We start from the raw sequence: 19,330 nt of genomic DNA on the forward strand, positions 1-19,330 counted from the left end.
TGCAGGCGTCGTCGTGCCGGACGACAATCACCAGAAGGAAGAGTGCCGGGGCAGGGGTGCGGCTGCCGTGAGCGCTCGGCACCAGTTCACCAAGTTTCCCGTCCGCGTGTCCCGTTGCGAGGGCGCGACCGACTTCGAGTCGGTCTTCGCCGTCGTCCGACTGCGCACCAAGATCACCGTGGGCGTCGGCCTCCAGGCCCGCTCGGTGGCCCTTCGTCCGCCGTCGTCCGTCAGGAGTAGGTCCAACGCCAGGAGTTCGAGCTGTAAACGCACTTGATCCGAGCACCGCTCGCGGTCGTCGTCGTGGCCCCGTGGTCACTGTTCCGGCAGTACTGCCCTGCCTGGTAGCAGTTGCCCGCGTTGGAGACGATGGAGCAGGTTCCGGAGCCTTGGGCGCTGCCGGCGCTGCCGGCGCTGCCGCTGGTGCCGGATCCGGCGGCCCTGGCGGTCTTGGTGACGGTGACGGTCGGGCCGGGTGTGGTGACCTTCTTGGTCTTGGTGACCGTGGGGGTGGGTTCCGGCTTGGGAGTGGCGGTTACGGTGGCAGTTGCCGTGGCCGTGGCAGTTGCCGTGGCTGTGATGGTCGGCACGGGCTTGGCGGCCAGCGCCTGAGCGGCGTCGACCTCGTCCTGCGCGGACTGGGTGCCGCCGATCGCCCCCAAGGTGAACAGAGCCGCGCCGACAGCCCACAGTCTCTTGCGCTTGTGCAGCGGTCGTATGTCGGCTGGGTGCTGCCACTGGTTCTGCGGATTCACGATTCCCCCCGGGGACGGTCGGTGGTGGTAGGAGCGTTGTTGCCGGAACGTTTCGGGCAGCGGGTATCAGCAAAGCGCGCTTACTCGTGACCCTCGTGGGGTCGCCCTCTTGCGGGACGCCGAGGCATCGCCGGGTTTCCCGTGGTGTCCGGGGGCCGCGGCCGTTGAGGCGCAGGGCGCAGCCGGGTGGCTGCGTTGTTTTCGAGGGGAGCATGACCCATGCGTGTTAGTAATGTCAACAGATCGTCATATCGCTTGCTGTCGTGTGCACCATCGCCGGTGTGAGTTGCTGAGCATGAGCGGCGATGCCGGACATCCGACGGGACGGTGCGCAACGAGATGCAGCAGGCCTTCTGTCGCCCCTCGATGGTCCGGCATGAGAGTGTCGCCGCCGATGAGGGGGCCTCGTCGAGCCGCTGAGCCTTTTCCACTCTCATGCTGAGGCGAGGTGAAGCGCGAAGGAGTCGGCCGGTCTCTCCGGGCCAGGTCAGAGACCAAGATCAATCTTGGCGCTCCATCCTGTACCGCAACTCCTCACGTCCGTGCATGGCGCGGTGCGTGCGCGGACAAGGGGACCAGGGCGGTGTAACCATCTGCAACGAGTGCAAATGCGACGTCGCCGAGTGTGGGTGCGGGAGGCCATGGCCGCTACCGACGGTCAGGGCGTGCCGCTTGATTGATCAGGCCGCTGCTCTGGAAGGGGAGCGGGTTCGCCCTGTCAGTTATGTTTAGCGGGCAACTACCGCCGTTCGAGCTGTCTCAATCGTGTTGATCATCATGCTGTGGCGTCCGTTCGCTTGAGCTACGTTCTCTGGGTGATCGACTTTCAACTTTCCAGTGAGTGCAGCGATTTGTCCGCGCTCCGGGCCACCCTCTTCGGCATGCAGGCTGAGCAGCTCCATGGGCCATGGCGCGAGCTGTTCAGCTCTGCTCCCTTCGCCTTCCAGGAAGGGCTGACGCATCGAGAGCGCACCGAACTGTCCTACCAGCGACTCCACTTGGTCAATGAGGCTGTTCCCGATGCTCGGGCTCTGGTTGCCGACGCCGCTTCCCTGACCGCGTTGCATGAATGGGCAGGGGTCGCCGATGCCGGCATGGCGACGATCGCGAGCATCCACTTCAATCTGTTCCTCGGCAGCCTCCTGGATCACGACCACGAGGACCGGGACCTGACGCCCTACCTCCAGATGGAGCGTCTGGGGACCTTCCTGTGCACCGAGCAGGCGCACGGCAATGACGCTGCCCAGATGGAAACCACCGCCACGTTCGATCGAGCGTCAGGCGGCTTCGTGCTCGACACCCCGTCCGACGGCGCCCGAAAGTTCATGCCCAACACCAGCTCCGTAGGCGGCGCGAAGGACGCACTCGTCGCGGCCCGACTGATCGTTGACGGTGACGACAAGGGCGTGTTCCTGTTTCTGACCCCTCTCAGCGACAAGAACGGGCAGCATCTGCCAGGTGTTGAGGTCTGGGACCTGCCCCAGACCGGAAGCGCTCCCGTGGATCACTGCACCACAGCGTTCCACAGCGTCCCCCTGCCGTTCACCGCCATGCTGCAGGGGGAACACGGACGACTCCACCCGGACGGCCGGTTCGTCAGTTCCCTGGGCAACAGCCGTAAACGGTTCCTCCATTCCATCGGGCGTGTGACCATGGGCAAACTCTGCATGAGCGCCTACAGCCTGGGAGTGACACGGCATGCCTTGGGTATCGCCGTGCGGCACGCCCACAACCGGCAGACAGCAGGAATGACCAAGGGGCAGCGGGTGCCTTTGATGTCACATCGGAGCCACCACACACCGCTCCTGGACGCCCTTGCCTCGACTTACGCAGCCACGTTGCTGCACCGGTCCGTCGTCCGACAGTGGAGCCGGTCCACGGAGGCTGACCGTGAGGACTGCGAACGGCTGATAGCCGTCGCCAAGGGGTGGATCACCTGGCGGGCCCGGACCGTCATGACGGAGTGCCGTGAGAGGTGTGGTGCGCAAGGGCTCGCTCTGGCCAACGGCATAACGTTCCAGCTGGCCGCCAACGAGGGAACGATCACCGCCGAGGGGGACAATCTTGTCATCTGGACCAAGGCGGCAGGGGAGATGCTTCTGGGGGGCCTCACCCCGAAACCGGCCAATGAGACACTGCCCGAAGGGCGCTCGCTGCGCGATCCGCAGCACTTGCAGGACCTCCTGGCGGACGTAGAGCGGATATGGCACGAGCGGGCGCGTACGCGGCTGCGGACCAAGGGGGCTCGCTCACCCCTGGAGCGGTGGAACGCAACGGTGACCCCGGCCCTGAAGCTCGTCGACGCGCATGCCCATCGTCTGGCCGCCGAGGCTCTGCTGAGTGCGTCCGCCCAAGCCGCATCAGCACGCGCCCGGTCGCTGCTCGTGGACCTGCACGGCCTCTTCGCCCTTCGAGAAGTGGCCGCCCACAGCGGCGACCTGCTGGCGCAAGGGCGTCTCACTGCGGATCAGGTCTTGGTCCTGCCAGACGTCATCGAGAGTGTCATCACGGACCTCGCACCTCATGCGCTGGAGATGGTTGAGGCGTTCTCCGTACCTCACGGACTTTTGGACCGCCACCCCATACTGCACCTGGACGGTTCAAGCAGCCTCACGTCGGCCCTGCCATGACTTCTGCGTACCTGACGGGCCTCGTTGCGGCTGGTTGAAGCAAGGTCCCTCGCTGCCGACAACGTCCTGTGAGAGCGGTTGCCGTACGTGCCTGACGATCCCTCGGACATTCGTGAGGCACGTACGGAGGTCGGTACTCGCCGCATGCCTCGGCGCGTCCCGAGACAACGCGTGGACGGGCCCTTCGGGCACCGGGTTCAGGAGTACAGCGCGCGGTGAGATGTGTGGGTGAACCCGTCACCGGCGCTCAAGGCGTACACGACGCGTCCGCAGAAGTCCTGATACTCGGCTTCCTGCGCCGCATCCAGCGTGATGGCCGGCACCGGCCCGGTCTGCGCTCCGCGCCCGACGGCCTTGAGCAGGCCGGGCGGCGCCTTGAACTCCATCACATCCAGTACGCGTCCGAAGTTGTCGACGAGACACCGCATGTTCGTCTCCTCCGCCAGTTCGTCGAGCGCCTCGGTGAGCCGGCCGGTTGCCTGCTCCGCTCGAGCGAGCATGGTGTGGCAGGCCCGCAGGGTGTGCAGATGCTCCGCCGGAACGTCCACGGAGTACAGGCACGTCAGCTGTCGGCCCCGCGAGTCGTGCAGGGCCCAGCCTTTCCGGTCCCCTTGCCCCGGGGCCGCCGGGACCAAGGCCTGCCACTGGAGCTGAGACGGAAAACACTGCTGGATTTCGCCCCACCTGTCATATGCGGCGCGGATCAACAGGGCCTGTCCATCACTCAGATCATTTCGGTAGAAGTAATACAGGTTGTACAACAAAGGCTGCTCGATCCCGATGAACATACCGAGGAACACCGGATCGTCCGGGACCAGGAAACGCATCGAAATCCTCCCTCCTGGCATGGGTGGCACTACTGGACGACGGGCTCGAAGAGGACGGTCAGGACGCTCACCCCGACGGCACGGACAGCCATGAACCGAGCCGTTCCCTCACCGTGCATCGGATGGCGCAGGGGGTGCGCCCGGTCGTTCAGGCCCCGACTCGGCGCGGCAGTAATCCGCTGCAGATCCGTGTCACGGACGGTGTCCGCATACAGAGCCCGCACCGGCGCCGGGGCTGACCCCGTGTTGGCGGGCGAGGCCGGTGATGGTCTGGCCGCCCGGGTACGCGGCGTGCACGACGTCGGTCTTCTCGGCCTTGACGGCCGGGCGGCGGTCGCCCCTGTTGCCCTTGGCCTCGACGGCCCGCAGCCCGTCGTAGGTCGGTTCCCGATGGAGGTCCCGATGGAGTTCTCCGGTGGCCGCGTGGGTCTGCACCGTGAACTTCGCGGTGGACAGCAGCTCTCCGGTGCGCGGGTGGCGTGCGGTGAGGTCCATTGCGGAGAACGCGCTGTCGTGGATGCGCAGGGCGAGGCGGCCCTGGTGCAGGACGTCCAGCACGTCGAGAATGTGCTGCGGGTCTCGCACCAGGCGGAACATCTCGGAGATGTGCACGGTGTCGCCCGGCCGCGCGTACGTGAGCAGCTCACCGGACTTCGGGCGCTGGAGCGGGTGGAGGCGGCTGGAGGTGCCGGCCTCGGCAAGAACGGGGTTCTGACGGTCGGTCGACTGCTGGTCGGTCGACACCCGCTTGTAGGCCGGATTGGCCATGCTGCTCCCCGCTCCTGTGGACGGATCCGACCCTAGCCGTCGTCGAACGATCGTTTGACGACGGGGTCGGGCGGCAGCCGGGACGGCCCGCGCCTGGCGAGGTGCGCGAGACGACCGCCCAGGCGGCGTCCGGGTAGACGCTGCACGGTCTCCGGTACCGCAAACCGCACTGTCGGCGATGTCCTCGCGGGGCTCAGGAGGCGAAAAATCAGCGTCCCCGAGCCCTGAGCCGACGGGACCGGCCCGGCGCGCCCTGCGGCACGCGCCGCTGCTCGCCGGGGTCCCCTGCTTACCGCCGGGATCGTGCTCGACAGGCTGGTGGTGCGGCCGCTGTCCCATGGGTCGGGCCTGTCCAACGCTCACCGGTTGGTGACGTGCCGCTCCTTGCCCCAGCCCTCGTGAGCGCCGTGGCCCACTCCGGTCACCGTCGTGGTCCCGCGAGGGCGTACGCCGCGGTGCCGGTGACCGTGAGGGCCAGGGCCGTCCAGGTGCCCGCCGCCGTGCCGGGGGGCAGCAGCATCCAGGACGCCACCTGCGTCGGCACACTCGTCGGGGGCGGGGCGAAGAACGAGAACGAGAGCCAGGAGAACGGCAGCGTCCACGCGTACTGGCCGCCTGCGAGCGCCGCGCCCAGGGCGGCCAGGCCCATCAGGCCCGCGCTGTCCCGGACGACGAACGCGGTGGTGGCCATGTCCTCGCCCATGGCCTGCACGGTGAGCAGCGCCGTGCCGACGACCGCGCCGGCGAGCAGCACGTGCGCCGCTCTGCGGGGCACCCAGCGGATCGCGGCCGTCCGGTCCAGTGCGAGGTCCTGCCCGCTGAGCCCGATCGAGGCCGCCATCGCCCCCGTGGCGAGGAGGAGGACGGGGAGCCGCGGATCGCCGGGCCCCCCGCCCCCGTTCCGGGAGAGCGCCCACGCCGCCACCGTGCTGACCACCACCGCGGCGAGCGACGCGGGCACCTGACGCGAGCGCGCGTACAGCGTCAGCCATCTCACCGGGACGCACCGCCGGACAGAGCCTCGAAGGCGTCGCCCTCGCAGGAGAGCGCGGCGGCGCGCATCGCGTTGATCCGCGAGAGCTGTTCGGCCCGCGGCAGCGCCGTGAGTTCCTTCCACACCGGGCGGGTCTTGACCTCGACCTCGCTGCGCAGACCTGCCGACTCCGTGCCGGGAAGCGGCCTGAGGTCCCCGAGGACCCAACCCACCGCGACGGCCCGCGCGAAGTCCTTGTTCCCCCAGCCGCTCCAGCCGACAGGGGTGCACCCCGGCACCATGGCCTTGGCGATCAGGGCCCGGGTCAGTTCCTCGCCCTTCGCGGCGGCGATGACGCCGTCGTCGAAGTCGAAGAGCACGGTCTTGCCGGACCACTGCGGCATGGCGCCGTCCGGCAGTACGGCGGTGTTCTCCCGGACCGAGACCGGGGCCCGGTCGCCCAGGGCGCCGTGCAGCAGGCGCAGTGCCTCCTTGCCGGGACCCGCGAGGTCGGCGAGTCGTGTCCGGTGCGTCTTGGCCACGCACACCGGGCCGTCGCACACCAATTCCGCGGCGGCCTCGTCGACGACGTACATCCGGCGCGGGTCGGAGGGGAGGACGAGCAGGGCGAGCACCGCGCCCGCCAGGACGGGCGTCAGGGCGATCAGCCGGGCGCGCCGGCCCGTGGCGACCAGCAGCGCGAAGCCGGTCGCGGCCATGCCGAGCAGCCAGATCGTCTGCCCGACGTGCACGGAGGCGGAGAGGGTGACGAGCACATCGCGCACCTCCTCCACTGCCGGCGACAGCAGCGAGATGCGGTTCGGCTCCGTGCTCGGGTACCCCTCCTGCGTGACCGTCTCCGTCCGGCCCAACGACATGTGCATGAGGGCCGTGAACACGAAGGCACCCATGGCCAGCGCGGGCGGGGTGAGCGCGGACGGCAGGGCCCGCCCGGCTCCCATGCCCAGTACCGCGCCCGCGACGAGGAAGAGTGCCCCCACCAGTGAGATCGGCAGCCACCCGAGGTGCGTGTACTCGGTGTGGGCGACCACCTGGACCGCGCCCACGAGGACGAGGAGCGCGAAGGCCGAGGCCAGTGTGATCGCCGTCGTGCCCGCCAGCGCGGCCGCGCGGTGCCGGGCGGGCCGCGGCGTGCTCGTCAGCAGCTCGGTCATCTTCGAGCGGTGGTCGCGCAGGCCCTGCAGCGCCCCGAGCCCCACGGCGAGCGGCCACAGGTAGAACAGCAGGGAGCGGGTCCACAGGGCCATGGACGTCCACTGGGCCGTCCAGGCCGTGGTGCCCCTCCACCACCCGCCGTTCACCAGGTACAGGAACGCCGCCGCCGCCGTCAGGACCACGGCGCCGGCCCACGGGGCGACGGAGCGCTTCAGTTCGATGCGCAGGACGCGGACGTTCACCATGTGCCCCTTCCCTGCTCGGGGTCGAGCAGCAGCGCCGAGTAGCCGCGCTCCAGCGGGCTGTCCCCCGCGTGCTCGGGGCCGCCCACCGAGGCCAGCTCGTCCGGAGGGCCCTGGAAGACCAGCCGGCCCTCGGCGAAGAGCACCACGTCGGTGCAGGCGGCGGCGACGTCCTCCACCAGATGGGTCGAGACGAGCACACAGGTGTCCGTACCCAACTCCTGGAGCAGCTCGCGGAAGCGCAGCCGCTGCGCCGGGTCCAGACCGACCGTCGGCTCGTCCAGCAGCAGGATCGTCGGGTCGTTGACGATGGCCTGGGCGATGCCGACCCTGCGCACCATGCCGCCCGAGAGGGCCTTCATCCTCTCGTCGGCGCGGTCCGCCAGACCCACCCGCTCCACGGCGCGCTGCACCGCCGCGGGGATCTCCGCCTTCGGCACCTCCTTCAGCCACGCCATGTACTCGACGAACTCGCGCACCGTGAAACGCTTGTAGTAGCCGAACTCCTGCGGCAGATAGCCGATTCGGCGGCGCAGCGCACGGTGCTCGCCCCGGCCGCCCGCGGGCTCGCCGAGCAGCTCCAGGGTGCCCTCGGTGGGGCGCAGTACGGTGGCCAGGGTCCGGATGAGGGTGGTCTTGCCCGCCCCGTTGGGGCCGAGGAGCCCGTGGACGCCGGTGCCCAGCGACAGGTCGAGGCCGTCGACGGCCATTCGGTTCCTGCCGACCCTGACCTTCAGCCCGGTGGCCCGGATCTCCCAGGCGTAGGCCGTCGGTGCGATGTCGGCCGCGCTCACGGCGGACGTCATGTGGTGTTCCTTTCCGATGGTCCGATAGTCACCGAAGGGCTCCCGGCACGGAGTACGCGCCCCTGCGGGCGATCACGACACCGGTGCCGAGTGCGAGGAGCAGCCCCCACACGGGCAGACCGCCCGTCTGCAGGGCGAAGGTCGTACGGCTGGTGGCCAGGGTCGGCGCCACGACCACGGCGGCCCACACGACGGCCAGCACGACGGCAGCGCGGGTCACACCGAGGACACCGCCGAGCGCCAGCGTCGCCGCCGTCCAGGCCAGACAGGGCAGCAGCCACTGGGCCACCATCACCCCCGTCACCCATCCGCCCGCCAGCAGCGCGGGGACGACCGCGCCGAGCACGGACGCGGTGCGCCGCAGCACCAGGGGGAGTCCGGCCCGGGGCACCGAGGCCGTCAGTTCGTACGCCGGGTCCAGACCGCGCGACCAGGACGCCGCGACGCCGAGCACGGGCAGGATCGGCGCGAACAGCAGCACCAGCGACACCTCGCCGGAACCGGTGCCGGCCAGGTCGAGCAGCAGGGCCAGCAGCGTCACGCCCACGACCATGGCCAGCCACGGCACCATCGTGGGCGTCAGCCACCTCGACAGTCGCGCCGGCCGACGCCGTCCGCGCGGCATCGTGGCGGTGACCGCCAGCCGGGGTTCGAGGCCGGACCACACGGTGTCGACCAGCGACGCCACGGCGGGCACCTCGGCCCCGACAGCGGCGGACAGCCGGTCACGGCACACCCGGCACATCTCCAGATGAGCCTCCACGGCCCACACCTCGTCGGCGGCGAGGTCCGTGCCGCCGCGCGCGTAACCTCCGATGATCCGCGTCGACGGATGTTCCCCACTCACGCCAGCGCCCTCCGCATCGCGATCCGGGCCCGGCGGGCACGGGTCTTGACCGTGCCCTCGGGCAGCCCGAGCAGGACCGCGGTCTCCCGGACGGACAGCCCGTCGAGCACCATGGCCTGCAGTACCTGTCTCAGCTCCGGCGCGAGGCACCGCAGCGCGTCCCCGACTTCACCGCCGACGGTCGCCGCGAGCGCCTCCTCCTCGGCGGCGGGCGCCGCGTCGGGCACGGCGGCGGCCGGCGGCGGCTCCGCGTGGTGAGCCCTGCGCCGGAACGCGTCGACCAGGCGGCGCGCCGCAATCGTCCACAGCCAACCGGTGGCAGTCCCCCCGACCGCGGCCCCGGCGAACGCGCCCGCCGCGCGCCACACCGCCAAGTAGGTCTCCTGCATGACCTCCGCGACGATCTGCTCGTCCGCACACCGGCGGCGCAGCCGCACCGCCAGCCACGGCGCCGTACGCCGGTACAACTCCTCGAACGCGGCACGGTCGTCCTTCGCCACCAGCCGGACGAGACGCTCCTCGTCCACCTCGTGCAGCGCTGCCCTGACTGATCTCACACCCGCTAGACGCCCGAGCCGCGCCGCAGGTTTTCCCCCCGACGTGATCCCCGCCACATGGGGAAAAGCGAGCGGTTCCCCCCGACTGACGTTTCCCCGTCGCGCAGCGGTGGCTTCGCCGGTCCGGACGTCGGCCTCCTCCCTCGTGAAAAGCCGTGGCTCCGTCCGCCCGCCCCTCCCTACACTCGGCACCGAGCAGGCGCTGCCTCGATGTGGGGTCGCGCGTTCGCGACCGTGAGGGGAGTCCGGCCATGCGTGACCACACCGCTGCAGCCGTTCTCCGGACCCGGTCCGTCCGCTCCGAGGTGCTCCTCGTGTCCTCGGCCGTCCGGTGCCCGCTGCGCGGCCGGTACCGGATGCCGTGACGAGACCTGACCATTGACGGGCGGTCAATTCCGCTTTCCTTGAAGGCTTTCGGGTACTCATGTGCCCCCGTCGCCCGGCTGTGGGTCTCGTCCGGGAATCGCGCTGCCCTGTCACAGAGCACCGAAAGGCCACGGGCCATGCGCAACCCCCTGCACACCGACCCCCTCGCCGCCGTCCGCAACCTCGGCGTCCTCGCCCACGTCGACGCCGGCAAGACCACCGTCACCGAGCGGATCCTGTACGCCACCGGCACCACGCACCAGCGGGGCGAGGTGCACGACGGCACCACTGTCACCGACTTCGACCCGCAGGAGCGCGACCGGGGCATCACGATCTTCGCCGCCGCCGTCAGCTGCGCCTGGGACGGTCACCGCATCAACCTGATCGACACCCCCGGGCACGTGGACTTCGCCGACGAGGTCGAGCGCTCGCTGCGCGTACTTGACGGCGCGGTCGCGGTGTTCGACGCGATCGCCGGCGTGGAGCCGCAGAGCGAGTCGGTGTGGCGGCAGGCCGACCGGCACGGCGTGCCGCGCATCGCGTTCGTCAACAAGATGGACCGGGCCGGTGCCGAACTGGACGCCGCCGTCGCCTCGATCCGCGAGCGGCTGCACCCCTCGCCCCTGGTGGTCCAGTTGCCGATCGGTGCCGAGGGCGCCTTCACCGGTGTCGTCGACCTGATCCGCATGCGGGCGCTGACCTGGACCGACGACGGTACGACGGCCCACGACGGCCCCGTGCCGGACGACCTGCGGGAGGAGGCCCGCCGTCGGCGCCGGACGCTGGAGGAGGCCGTCGCCGAACTGCATCCGGGCGCGCTGGAGGAGTTCTGCGACACGGGCGCGCTCAGCGCCCGTACGCTCACCTCCGCCCTGCGCGACCTCACCCGCAGCGGCGAGGGTGTCGTCGTGCTGTGCGGCTCGGCGTACCGCAACCGGGGCGTCGAACCGCTGCTGGACGCCGTCCTCGCCTACCTTCCGTCCCCGCTCGACGTGCCGCCCGTGCGCGGGACGCGCGAGGACGGCACCGGTGTGCAGGACCGTCCCGCCGACCCGGAGGCGCCGTTCGCCGCCCTCGCGTTCAAGGTGAACGCCACGTCCACCGGGCGACTGACCTACCTGCGCCTGTACTCGGGAACGATCGAGAGGGGAGACACCGTGTGGGACGCGACCGCCCGCCGCACCGAGCGCATCGGCCGCATCCTGCGGGTCCGGGCCGACCGGCACGCCCCGCTGGACCGGGCGGTCGCCGGGGACATCGTCGCCGTGGTCGGGCTGAAGTCCGCCCGTGCCGGAGCGACCCTGTGCGCACCTTCCGCTCCGCTGGTCCTGGAGCCCCCAGGTGTCGCCGAGCCCGTCGTGTCCGTGGCGCTCGAGGCGCTCCGGGGCACCGACACCGGACGTCTGGCGTCGGCACTCGCGCGGCTCGTCGAGGAGGACCCCTCGCTGGTGGCACGGGCCGACTCGGAGACCGGTCAGACGGTGCTGTCCGGCATGGGTGAGCTGCATCTGGAGGTCGCGGTGGAGAAGATCCGGCGCGATCACGGGACGGCCGTCAACGTGGGCCGTCCCCGGGTCAGTCACCGGGAAACCGTCGGCCGCGGGGTGTCCGGGTTCGTCTTCCGGCACGTCAAACAGGATGGCGGGGCGGGCCAGTTCGCCCACGTCGTGCTCGACGTCGAGCCGCTGGGCACCCCGGGCACGCCGGGCACCGGGTTCGAGTTCCGCTCGGCCGTGGTCGGCGGGCGCGTGCCGCAGGAGTACGTCCGTGCGGTCGAGGCCGGCTGCCGGGACGCCCTGGCCGAGGGGCCGTCGGGCGGTCATCCGGTGACCGGTCTGCGCGTCACGCTCACCGACGGGGCGACCCATGTGAAGGACTCCTCGGACACCGCCTTCCGCACCGCCGGCCGGCTCGGTCTGCGGCAGGCCCTGCGGGCCTGCGCGATGGTGCTGCTGGAACCGGTGGTGGAGGCCACCGTCACCGTGCCCGAGAACGCGGTGGGCGGGGTGCTCGGCGATCTGGCCGCGCGCCGCGGCCGGGTGACCGGCTCGGCCACCCGGCCGGGCGGCACCGTCGTCATCGCGACGGTGCCGCTGGCCGAACTGTTCGGCTACGCGACCCGGTTGCGCAGCCGCACCCAGGGCCGCGGCACCTTCACCACCCGGCCCACCGGCTACGCACCGGCACCCCTCCCGGCACGGTAATCGCAACACCGGCCCGCGCCTGCGGACAGGACGGTGGCCGACGGTGGGTGCTTGAGGCCGGCAACCTCTGCAGTCGGTGTGGCGCCGGATGGTGCCGCTTGGCGCCGTTCGGCGCCAAGCGGCACCATCCCATGCTCTCAAGGGCGTATGAGTAAGCATGGAGCCGCAATCAATCAGGTAGGAATCAGGGCGTTTCTCCAGGTGAAACGGCTGCTTCACATGTCGGACCAGAGGTGCTGCCATTTGGCTTGCGCGTGGCGCCTCAATGGTGCCACCATGGCGCCATGGACCTCACTCCGTATGTCGAAACCCTCCGCCGTGAACTCGCGGTGGCCGCCGAAGCCGGTGGGGAGGACGCCCGCGAGCTGGCCGAACGGCTCACCGCTCCGCTGGAGTCGGCGACCCGCCTGACCCTGCTCAACGTGCTCTCCGCCGCGATGGACGAGATCACCCGCGAACTCGCCCCCGGCTCGGTCGACGTACGGCTGCGCGGGCTGGACCCCGACTTCGTGGTGACGCCGCCGCCCGTCGGCGGCCCCGTGGAGCCGGCCGCGCCCGTCGAACCGCTCAGGGCGCAGGCGCCCGCCGAGGGCGACGAGGGCGGGACCGCCCGCGTCAATCTGCGTCTGCCGGCCCACCTCAAGGCACGCGCCGAGGAGGCCGCGGGCCGCGAGGGCCTGTCGGTCAACGCGTGGCTGGTGCGGGCCGTGTCGGCCGCGGTCGACGGCGGTACGCGGCCGCGGCCGACGGAGAGGACCCGGACCATCGGACAGAGCTTCACGGGCTGGGTGCGCTAGCCGCACCCCCGCCCGCACCACTTCACCCACACCGCGTCCCACCAGCGGGGACGTTCTGAAGACCCAAGAGGACGGGACAGCCATGCCTTCTTTCGACACTCCCGAACCGATCTCGGTCACCGCACACGTGGACGCCGGTTCCATCCGGTTCACCGCGGGCGACCGCCCCGACACCGACGTCGAGGTGCGGCCCCGCGACCCGAAGAAGGAGCTGGACGTGCGGACAGCCGCCCAGACCCAGGTCACGTACGCGAACGGTGTCCTGGCTCTCAGGACGCCCAAGTCCCATCTGTTCGGCCGCACCGGCACCGTCGACGTGGCGGTCGAACTGCCCACGGGCTCGCACGTCGACGTGACCGGTTCCTGGGTTCAGGTGCTCGGTGAGGACCGGCTCGGCGAGGTTCGCGTGAAGACCTCGTCCGGCGACGTCCGCCTCGACGCGACCGGCCCGCTGAAGCTGACCGCGTCGCACGGTTCGATCACCGTGGACCGGGTCGAGGGCATGGCCGAGATCGCCACCAGCTCCGGCAGCCTGCGCGTCGGTCTCCTCGACGGCCCCGCCGTCCTGAAGAACTCGCACGGCACCACGACCGTGGGCGCCGCGACCGGTGAACTGCGGGTGAGCGGCGCCAACGGCGACATCGAGATCCGGCGCGCCGAGGACTCGGTCACCGCCACCACCGCCCACGGCACCCTGCGTGTGGGCGAAGTGGCCTGCGGCACGGTCCAGTTGGAGACCTCCTACGGCGCCATCGAGGTCGGCGTCCGCGAGGGCACGGCCGCCTGGCTCGACGTCAGCTCGGAATCCGGCCAGGTACGCAACACGCTCACCGCGTCCGCGACCCCGGAGGAGACCGAGGACACCGTCAAGGTCCGCGCCCGCACCCGGTACGGCAACATCGACATCCGCCGAGCCAAGGCCTGACCCCGGAAGAGCCGGTCTCAACTCGCACCCCCGCCAAGCCACTTCAGCTTTCGAATGGGAGGGCTCATGCCTTCTGTTGTCATGCCCGCATCCAGAAAGGGTGAAGGTCACCCGTCGCCGGCCGCCGTCTCCGCCGTCGGTCTGCGCAAGTCGTACGGCGACAAGACCGTCCTCGACGGCATCGATCTGAGCATCCCTGCCGGGTCCGTGTTCGCGCTGCTCGGGCCGAACGGCGCCGGCAAGACCACCGCCGTGAAGATCCTGTCCACGCTCATCGCCGCCGACGGCGGGCAGGCCCGGGTCGCGGGCCACGACCTCGTCGCCGACCCGCAGGCCGTGCGTGCCGCGATCGGCGTCACCGGACAGTTCTCCGCCGTCGACGGGCTGATCACCGGCGAGGAGAACATGCTCCTCATGGCGGACCTGCACCACCTGCCCAGACGCGAGGGTCGGCGGGTCACCGCCGAGTTACTGGAGAGGTTCGACCTCGTCGATGCCGCGAAGAAGCCCGCCCAGAGCTACTCGGGCGGCATGAAACGCCGCCTCGACATCGCCATGACCCTCGTCGACGACCCGCGGATCATCTTCCTCGACGAGCCGACCACCGGCCTCGACCCGCGCTCCCGCCACACCATGTGGCAGATCATCCGCGAACTCGTCACCGGCGGCGTCACCGTCTTCCTCACCACCCAGTACCTGGAGGAGGCCGACGAGCTCGCCGACCGTATCGCGGTGCTGAACGACGGCAGGATCGCCGCCGAGGGCACCGCCGAGGAGCTGAAGCGGATGATCCCCGGCGGACACGTCCGGCTCCGCTTCACCGACCCGGCCGCCTACCGGTCCGCTGCCCTCGCGCTGAGCGAGGTGACCCGGGACGACGAGGCGCTCGCGCTGCGGATCCCCAGCGACGGCAGCCAGCGCGAGCTGCGCTCCCTCCTCGACCGGCTGGACTCGGCCGGCATCGAGGCGGACGAGCTGACCGTGCACACCCCCGACCTCGACGACGTGTTCTTCGCCCTGACCGGCTCCACCGTGCCGAGTCGGCCCGACCAGTCCGACCAGCCCAAGGAGGATGTCCGATGAGCTCCCTCTCCCTCGCCGTGCGCGACTCGTCCACGATGCTGCGCCGCAACCTCCTGCACGCCCGGCGCTATCCGTCCCTCACTCTGAACCTGCTGCTCACGCCGGTCATGCTGCTGTTGCTCTTCGTCTACGTCTTCGGCGACGTGATGAGCGCGGGCATCGGGGGCGGCGGTCCGGACCGCTCCGAGTACATCGCGTACATCGTCCCGGGCCTGCTGCTGATGACCATCGGCTCCACTGTGATCGGGACCGCGGTCTCCGTCGCCAACGACATGACCGAGGGCATCATCGCCCGCTTCCGCACGATGGCGATCCACCGCGGTTCGGTGCTCGTCGGGCACGTCGTCGGCAGCGTGCTGCAGTCGATCGCGAGCGTGGTCCTCGTGGGTGCCGTCGCCGTGGCCATCGGCTTCCGGTCCACGGGAGCCGGCGTCCTGGAGTGGCTGGCGGCGTTCGGGCTGCTGGTGCTCTTCGCCACGGCGCTCACCTGGATCGCGGTCGGCATGGGCCTGGTCAGCCCGAACGCCGAGGCCGCCGGCAACAACGCGATGCCGATGATCCTGCTGCCGCTCCTCTCCAGCGCCTTCGTCCCGGTCGACGCCATGCCCGGCTGGTTCCAGCCGGTCGCCGAGTACCAGCCGTTCACGCCCGCCATCGAAACCCTCCGGGGCCTGCTGCTCGGCAGCGAGATCGGCCACCACGGGTGGCTCGCGGTCGTCTGGTGCCTGGGCCTCGCGGTGATCGGTTACTTCTGGTCGACCTCGAAGTTCAACCGCGACCCGAAGTGACCGCCATGCCGGCACGGACCGCCTTCCGCAACTCGTCCCGCCCGGGGGCGGCGCACTCCGACACCGCCTCGGAGTCGTCGGTAAGCCCGTTCGTGTCCGTGGCGAGCCGGTCGCCGCGTCCGCAACCGGCGCTGTCACGGTGCGCGCTCCGACCGGCGGTTCCGGTCGGAGCGCGCACCGCGTACCGGGGTCAGGGGTAGGAGACCACCTTCGACGGCACGGTGCTGGTCCCCGACGTCGGCGAACCCGTGTCGTTGATGACGCACTCGTACTGCCCGTGGCCGCTGAGCGACACGACCAGGAGGTGGTGGAAGCGGACCCCCGGGCGGTTCGGGGCGGCGAAGCCGTGGTGCTGCACGATCGACGGGTTGACGTTGTAGTAGCAGTAACTCCCCATGCCCCAGCCCTCGTGGGTGGTGACGTGGTCGCCGACCTTGTACGCGGCGTAGCCCTTGATCGAGCCGTTCTGGACGGCGGCCTGGTTCGGCGCGTCGTAGGCCTTCTCGTTCTGGAAGAAGATCGTGCGCCCGCGCTCGCCGTTCCACTGCACGTCGTACTTGTTGAAGTGTTCGACGAACAGGCCGGTGGCGAGCACGTCGTGGCCGTTGACGACGACGCCGTAGTCGCAGCGGTTGGTCTCCCAGCCGACGCCCTCGCCGTGGTCGGCGCGCCAGATCCAGGTGTGGTCGACGATGGTGTGCCGGGCGTTGACCACCATGCTGGTGGTCGCCTTGCCGGGGCCCGCGCCGCCGATCCGGATGAACACGTCCTGGACGGTGATCGGGTCGGCCGAGTGGTCACGGGAGGCGCCGTTCGGGCCGATCTCCACCAGGGTGGGGGAGTTGACCGGTCCGGCGTCGACGAGGAAGCCGGCCAGCCGTACCCCGTCGACGTCGGCGACCTTCAGGGCGGTGACGCCGTTGTCGGGGATCAGGGTGGCGTAGCCGAGGCCGAGGACGACCGTGCCCGCGCGGTTGACCCGGACCGGCTGGTCGACGTGGTAAATGCCCGGTGTCAGGAGCAGGTTGAGGCCCTGGTCGAGTGCCTGGTTGAGGGTGGCGGCGGAGTCGCCGGGCTTCGCCACGTAGAAACGGTCCAGGGCCAGGGAGGTGCCGCGCGGGGTGCCGTTGCCCCAGGTGACACCGCGTGCGTCGCGGCGCAGTGCGGGCAGGAACACGCGGTAGTCGGCGCCGGCCAGGTACAGGAACGGCTTCTCGCGGGAGATCGGCGTCCGGTCGAGCGTGGTGTAGGGCGGTTCCGGGAAGCTCTGCGCGGGGGCGCCCTGGACCCCCGAGAACACCATGTTCCACACGGCGTTGGTCCAGCCGCCGACCGAACTGTCCCGGGTGTACCACTGCTGCTGCGAGTACGGGCCGACCACTCCGTCGATCCGGCTGTCGGCGATGTAGCCGCCGCTGGCCCAGCCGTAGCCGGCGGGCGCGAGGTTGAGGCCGCCGCGTATGTGCATCCGGCGGAAGGGGGCGGCCTGGGCGACCGCCCAGCGGTTGGTGCCGTTGACCGGGACGAGGGCCAGGTTCTCCGCCGAACGCCAGAAGTTCTGGGTGGCGTTGCCGTCGAACCAGCCGGCGTCGACCGTCACGTCGCCGTTGATGGTGGTGTCGTCGGGGGAGAGGCCGAGGCCCGAGAGCGAGGTGTAGAAACCGAGTTGGGCGTTGAGCCCGTGGTAGGTGCCCGGCTTGAACAGGAACTGGTAGCGGCCCGGGCCGAACTGGGCCGATTCCTGCCGGGCGAACACCTCGTCCAGCTTCGCCTGGATGCCCGGCGTGGACGGGTCGAAGACGATCACGTTCGGACCGAGGTCGCCGCCGGCCCGCAGCCGGCGCGGCTTCCCGGGGTGCACCGCGGGGGAGGGGGCGGCCGGTGCGGCGGAGGCGGTGGTGGGCAGCGCCGCCAGCACGGGCGCGGCGGCCGCGGCTCCGAGGACGGCCCGGCGTCGGACGGCGGCACGGGGGTCGTCGGAGGACGGCTGGGCGGAGGGGGAGTCGGAGATCATGGGGGCTCTCCTGGTTCAGGAAGTGAACGGTGTGGGGGAGGTGGGAGCGCTCTCTCGCCGCTGATGGTTCATCCGTGGAACAGATGCGTCAAGAGGCTCGGCGAGAGTTGGGTGACTCCGTCAAAACCCTTGACGTGCCGCCTTCAGAGGGTTTAACTCACGTCCTAAATTAAGCCATGAGTCGCCGCCCCGCCATCCTTCTCCACTCCCTTCCCACACCCGGAAAGGCACATCAGGAGCCATGCGCAGTATTCGAGCCGCGGCCACCGGCGCCGTCATCCTGTCCCTCGCACTCGCCGCCTCGGCCTGCGGAGGCGGTTCGAGCACGGGGGGTGGGTCCGGCGACTCGCCCAAGGAGCTCACTTACTGGGCCTCCAACCAGGGCGCCGGCATCGAGATCGACAAGAAGGTGCTCCAGCCCGAACTGGACAAGTTCGAGAAGCAGACCGGCATCAAGGTCAAGCTCGAGGTCGTGCCCTGGTCCGACCTGCTCAACCGGATCCTCACCGCGACCACCTCCGGCCAGGGCCCGGACGTGCTCAACATCGGCAACACCTGGTCCGCCTCGCTCCAGGCGACGGGCGCGCTGCTGCCGTGGGACGCGAAGAACTTCGACAGGATCGGCGGCAAGGACCGCTTCGTCGACTCCGCGCTCGGCTCCACCGGCACCGAGGGCCAGGACCCGGCCGCCGTCCCGCTGTACTCGATGGCGTACGCCCTCTACTACAACAAGCAGATGCTCGCCGACGCGGGTGTCGACGCCCCGCCCGCCACCTGGGACGAGCTGGTCGCCGTCGGCAAGAAGGTGTCCGAGGGCGGCAAGTGGGGGATCGGCATGGAGGGTTCGAACCCCTCCGAGAACATCCACCACGCCTTCGTCTTCGCCAAGCAGCACGGCGCCGACTTCTTCACCCCCGACGGCAAGCCCGACTTCACCAGCGACGGTGCGGTCACCGCGGTCAAGCAGTACGTCGACCTGATGGCCAAGGACAAGATCATCGCCCCGGGCAACGCCGAGTACGCCCAGAACCAGTCCGTGAGCGACTTCGCCAAGGGCAGGACGGCGATGCTGCTGTGGCAGTCCGCGTCCGCCAACCTCGCGTCCCAGGGGATGAGCGAGGACGACTACGGCATCGCGCCGGTGCCCGTGCAGTCCGGCACCCCGGGCGCGGGCAAGCAGGTCAACTCGATGGTCGCCGGCATCAACCTGGCCGTCTTCAAGGACAGCGACAACCTCGACGGCGCCACCGAGTTCGTGAAGTTCATGACGAGCGACGCCGAGCAGAAGATCCTCAACACGGCCTACAGCTCCATCCCGCCGGTCAGGGCCGCCCAGGAGGACGCCGCCTTCAACTCCCCGGCCAACGCCGTCCTGAAGGACACCCTCGCCAACAGTGCCGTGGCGCTGCCGCAGGTCCCCGACGAGTCCCAGTTCGAGACCGCCGTCGGAACGGCGATCAAGGACCTGTTCGCCGACGCCGCCGGAGGCCGTGAGGTGACCACCGGCTCGGTCGAGGCCGCACTCACCAAGGCCCAGCAGCAGATGCCCGAGAAGTGAGTCACGACACCGCC

16 protein-coding genes are annotated in these 19,330 nt (G+C 70.4%); 7 read left to right on the forward strand and 9 right to left on the reverse strand.

What is annotated here, in order from left to right; all coding sequences use genetic code 11:
- Nucleotides 1-230: 230 nt before the first annotated feature.
- Nucleotides 231-755 carry a hypothetical protein gene (locus tag AB0I73_RS11245; protein WP_363036058.1) on the reverse strand — a complete coding sequence of 175 codons (525 nt, stop codon included), beginning with the start codon at nucleotides 753-755 and terminating at the stop codon, nucleotides 231-233.
- Between the two features lie 881 nt (nucleotides 756-1,636).
- Between AB0I73_RS11245 and AB0I73_RS11250 the strand changes: the two genes are divergently transcribed.
- Entirely contained in the window at nucleotides 1,637-3,385 is a 1,749-nt protein-coding gene (locus AB0I73_RS11250) for an acyl-CoA dehydrogenase (RefSeq protein WP_363036197.1), read from the forward strand.
- A gap of 197 nt (nucleotides 3,386-3,582) precedes the next feature.
- Here the strand turns inward: AB0I73_RS11250 and AB0I73_RS11255 are convergent, their stop codons facing one another.
- The 7 genes from AB0I73_RS11255 to AB0I73_RS11285 form a co-directional block, all read right to left on the reverse strand.
- Nucleotides 3,583-4,212, reverse strand: a complete 630-nt coding sequence (locus AB0I73_RS11255; RefSeq protein WP_363036060.1) for a hypothetical protein — start codon at nucleotides 4,210-4,212, stop codon at nucleotides 3,583-3,585.
- A 192-nt stretch (nucleotides 4,213-4,404) separates the two neighbouring features.
- Nucleotides 4,405-4,980: a recombinase family protein gene (locus AB0I73_RS11260; protein ID WP_363036062.1), complete on the reverse strand. Its 576-nt coding sequence runs from the start codon at nucleotides 4,978-4,980 to the stop codon at nucleotides 4,405-4,407.
- A gap of 421 nt (nucleotides 4,981-5,401) precedes the next feature.
- Nucleotides 5,402-5,977, reverse strand: coding sequence for a hypothetical protein (locus tag AB0I73_RS11265; protein WP_363036064.1), 576 nt, complete (start codon nucleotides 5,975-5,977; stop codon nucleotides 5,402-5,404).
- Nucleotides 5,974-7,371 (reverse strand): hypothetical protein, encoded by a 1,398-nt coding sequence (locus tag AB0I73_RS11270; protein WP_363036199.1) that lies wholly within the window; start codon nucleotides 7,369-7,371, stop codon nucleotides 5,974-5,976. The genes AB0I73_RS11265 and AB0I73_RS11270 overlap by 4 nt, the downstream gene beginning before the upstream one ends.
- Entirely contained in the window at nucleotides 7,368-8,177 is an 810-nt protein-coding gene (locus AB0I73_RS11275; protein ID WP_363036066.1) for an ABC transporter ATP-binding protein, read from the reverse strand. The genes AB0I73_RS11270 and AB0I73_RS11275 overlap by 4 nt, the downstream gene beginning before the upstream one ends.
- A gap of 28 nt (nucleotides 8,178-8,205) precedes the next feature.
- Nucleotides 8,206-9,024, reverse strand: coding sequence for a zf-HC2 domain-containing protein (locus AB0I73_RS11280; RefSeq protein WP_363036068.1), 819 nt, complete (start codon nucleotides 9,022-9,024; stop codon nucleotides 8,206-8,208).
- Entirely contained in the window at nucleotides 9,021-9,581 is a 561-nt protein-coding gene (locus AB0I73_RS11285) for an RNA polymerase sigma factor (protein ID WP_109379586.1), read from the reverse strand. The genes AB0I73_RS11280 and AB0I73_RS11285 overlap by 4 nt, the downstream gene beginning before the upstream one ends.
- A gap of 503 nt (nucleotides 9,582-10,084) precedes the next feature.
- Between AB0I73_RS11285 and fusA the strand changes: the two genes are divergently transcribed.
- The 5 genes from fusA (at nucleotide 10,085) to AB0I73_RS11310 (ending at nucleotide 15,744) form a co-directional block, all read left to right on the forward strand.
- Complete coding sequence (fusA, locus tag AB0I73_RS11290; protein ID WP_363036070.1) at nucleotides 10,085-12,151, forward strand: elongation factor G; 2,067 nt, start codon at nucleotides 10,085-10,087, stop codon at nucleotides 12,149-12,151.
- 284 nt (nucleotides 12,152-12,435) lie between these two features.
- Complete coding sequence (locus tag AB0I73_RS11295; protein WP_363036072.1) at nucleotides 12,436-12,948, forward strand: hypothetical protein; 513 nt, start codon at nucleotides 12,436-12,438, stop codon at nucleotides 12,946-12,948.
- Nucleotides 12,949-13,030: 82 nt separating this feature from the next.
- Nucleotides 13,031-13,873, forward strand: a complete 843-nt coding sequence (locus AB0I73_RS11300) for a DUF4097 family beta strand repeat-containing protein (protein ID WP_363036074.1) — start codon at nucleotides 13,031-13,033, stop codon at nucleotides 13,871-13,873.
- A gap of 66 nt (nucleotides 13,874-13,939) precedes the next feature.
- Nucleotides 13,940-14,956, forward strand: coding sequence for an ATP-binding cassette domain-containing protein (locus tag AB0I73_RS11305; RefSeq protein ID WP_363036076.1), 1,017 nt, complete (start codon nucleotides 13,940-13,942; stop codon nucleotides 14,954-14,956).
- Nucleotides 14,953-15,744: an ABC transporter permease gene (locus AB0I73_RS11310; protein WP_363036078.1), complete on the forward strand. Its 792-nt coding sequence runs from the start codon at nucleotides 14,953-14,955 to the stop codon at nucleotides 15,742-15,744. Before AB0I73_RS11305 ends, AB0I73_RS11310 begins: the two co-directional genes overlap by 4 nt.
- Nucleotides 15,745-15,934: 190 nt before the next feature.
- On the opposite strand, the gene AB0I73_RS11315 is transcribed toward AB0I73_RS11310, so the two are convergent.
- Nucleotides 15,935-17,758, reverse strand: a complete 1,824-nt coding sequence (locus AB0I73_RS11315; RefSeq protein WP_363036079.1) for a coagulation factor 5/8 type domain-containing protein — start codon at nucleotides 17,756-17,758, stop codon at nucleotides 15,935-15,937.
- 241 nt (nucleotides 17,759-17,999) lie between these two features.
- Between AB0I73_RS11315 and AB0I73_RS11320 the strand changes: the two genes are divergently transcribed.
- Nucleotides 18,000-19,316 (forward strand): sugar ABC transporter substrate-binding protein, encoded by a 1,317-nt coding sequence (locus tag AB0I73_RS11320; protein ID WP_363036081.1) that lies wholly within the window; start codon nucleotides 18,000-18,002, stop codon nucleotides 19,314-19,316.
- Nucleotides 19,317-19,330 lie beyond the last annotated feature (14 nt).

This window comes from Streptomyces sp. NPDC050388, assembly GCF_040655635.1.
GTDB lineage: Bacteria > Actinomycetota > Actinomycetes > Streptomycetales > Streptomycetaceae > Streptomyces.

Excerpts from the sequence above, each read along its gene's own strand:
- AB0I73_RS11310 (WP_363036078.1), top strand. The coding sequence starts at position 14,953 with ATGAGCTCCCTCTCCCTCGCCGTGCGCGACTCGTCCACGATGCTGCGC.
- fusA (WP_363036070.1), top strand. The coding sequence starts at position 10,085 with ATGCGCAACCCCCTGCACACCGACCCCCTCGCCGCCGTCCGCAACCTC.
- AB0I73_RS11275 (WP_363036066.1), bottom strand. The coding sequence starts at position 8,177 with ATGACGTCCGCCGTGAGCGCGGCCGACATCGCACCGACGGCCTACGCC.
- AB0I73_RS11295 (WP_363036072.1), top strand. The coding sequence starts at position 12,436 with ATGGACCTCACTCCGTATGTCGAAACCCTCCGCCGTGAACTCGCGGTG.
- AB0I73_RS11300 (WP_363036074.1), top strand. The coding sequence starts at position 13,031 with ATGCCTTCTTTCGACACTCCCGAACCGATCTCGGTCACCGCACACGTG.
- AB0I73_RS11315 (WP_363036079.1), bottom strand. The coding sequence starts at position 17,758 with ATGATCTCCGACTCCCCCTCCGCCCAGCCGTCCTCCGACGACCCCCGT.
- AB0I73_RS11260 (WP_363036062.1), bottom strand. The coding sequence starts at position 4,980 with ATGGCCAATCCGGCCTACAAGCGGGTGTCGACCGACCAGCAGTCGACC.
- AB0I73_RS11255 (WP_363036060.1), bottom strand. The coding sequence starts at position 4,212 with ATGCGTTTCCTGGTCCCGGACGATCCGGTGTTCCTCGGTATGTTCATC.
- AB0I73_RS11320 (WP_363036081.1), top strand. The coding sequence starts at position 18,000 with ATGCGCAGTATTCGAGCCGCGGCCACCGGCGCCGTCATCCTGTCCCTC.
- AB0I73_RS11305 (WP_363036076.1), top strand. The coding sequence starts at position 13,940 with ATGCCTTCTGTTGTCATGCCCGCATCCAGAAAGGGTGAAGGTCACCCG.
- AB0I73_RS11250 (WP_363036197.1), top strand. The coding sequence starts at position 1,637 with ATGCAGGCTGAGCAGCTCCATGGGCCATGGCGCGAGCTGTTCAGCTCT.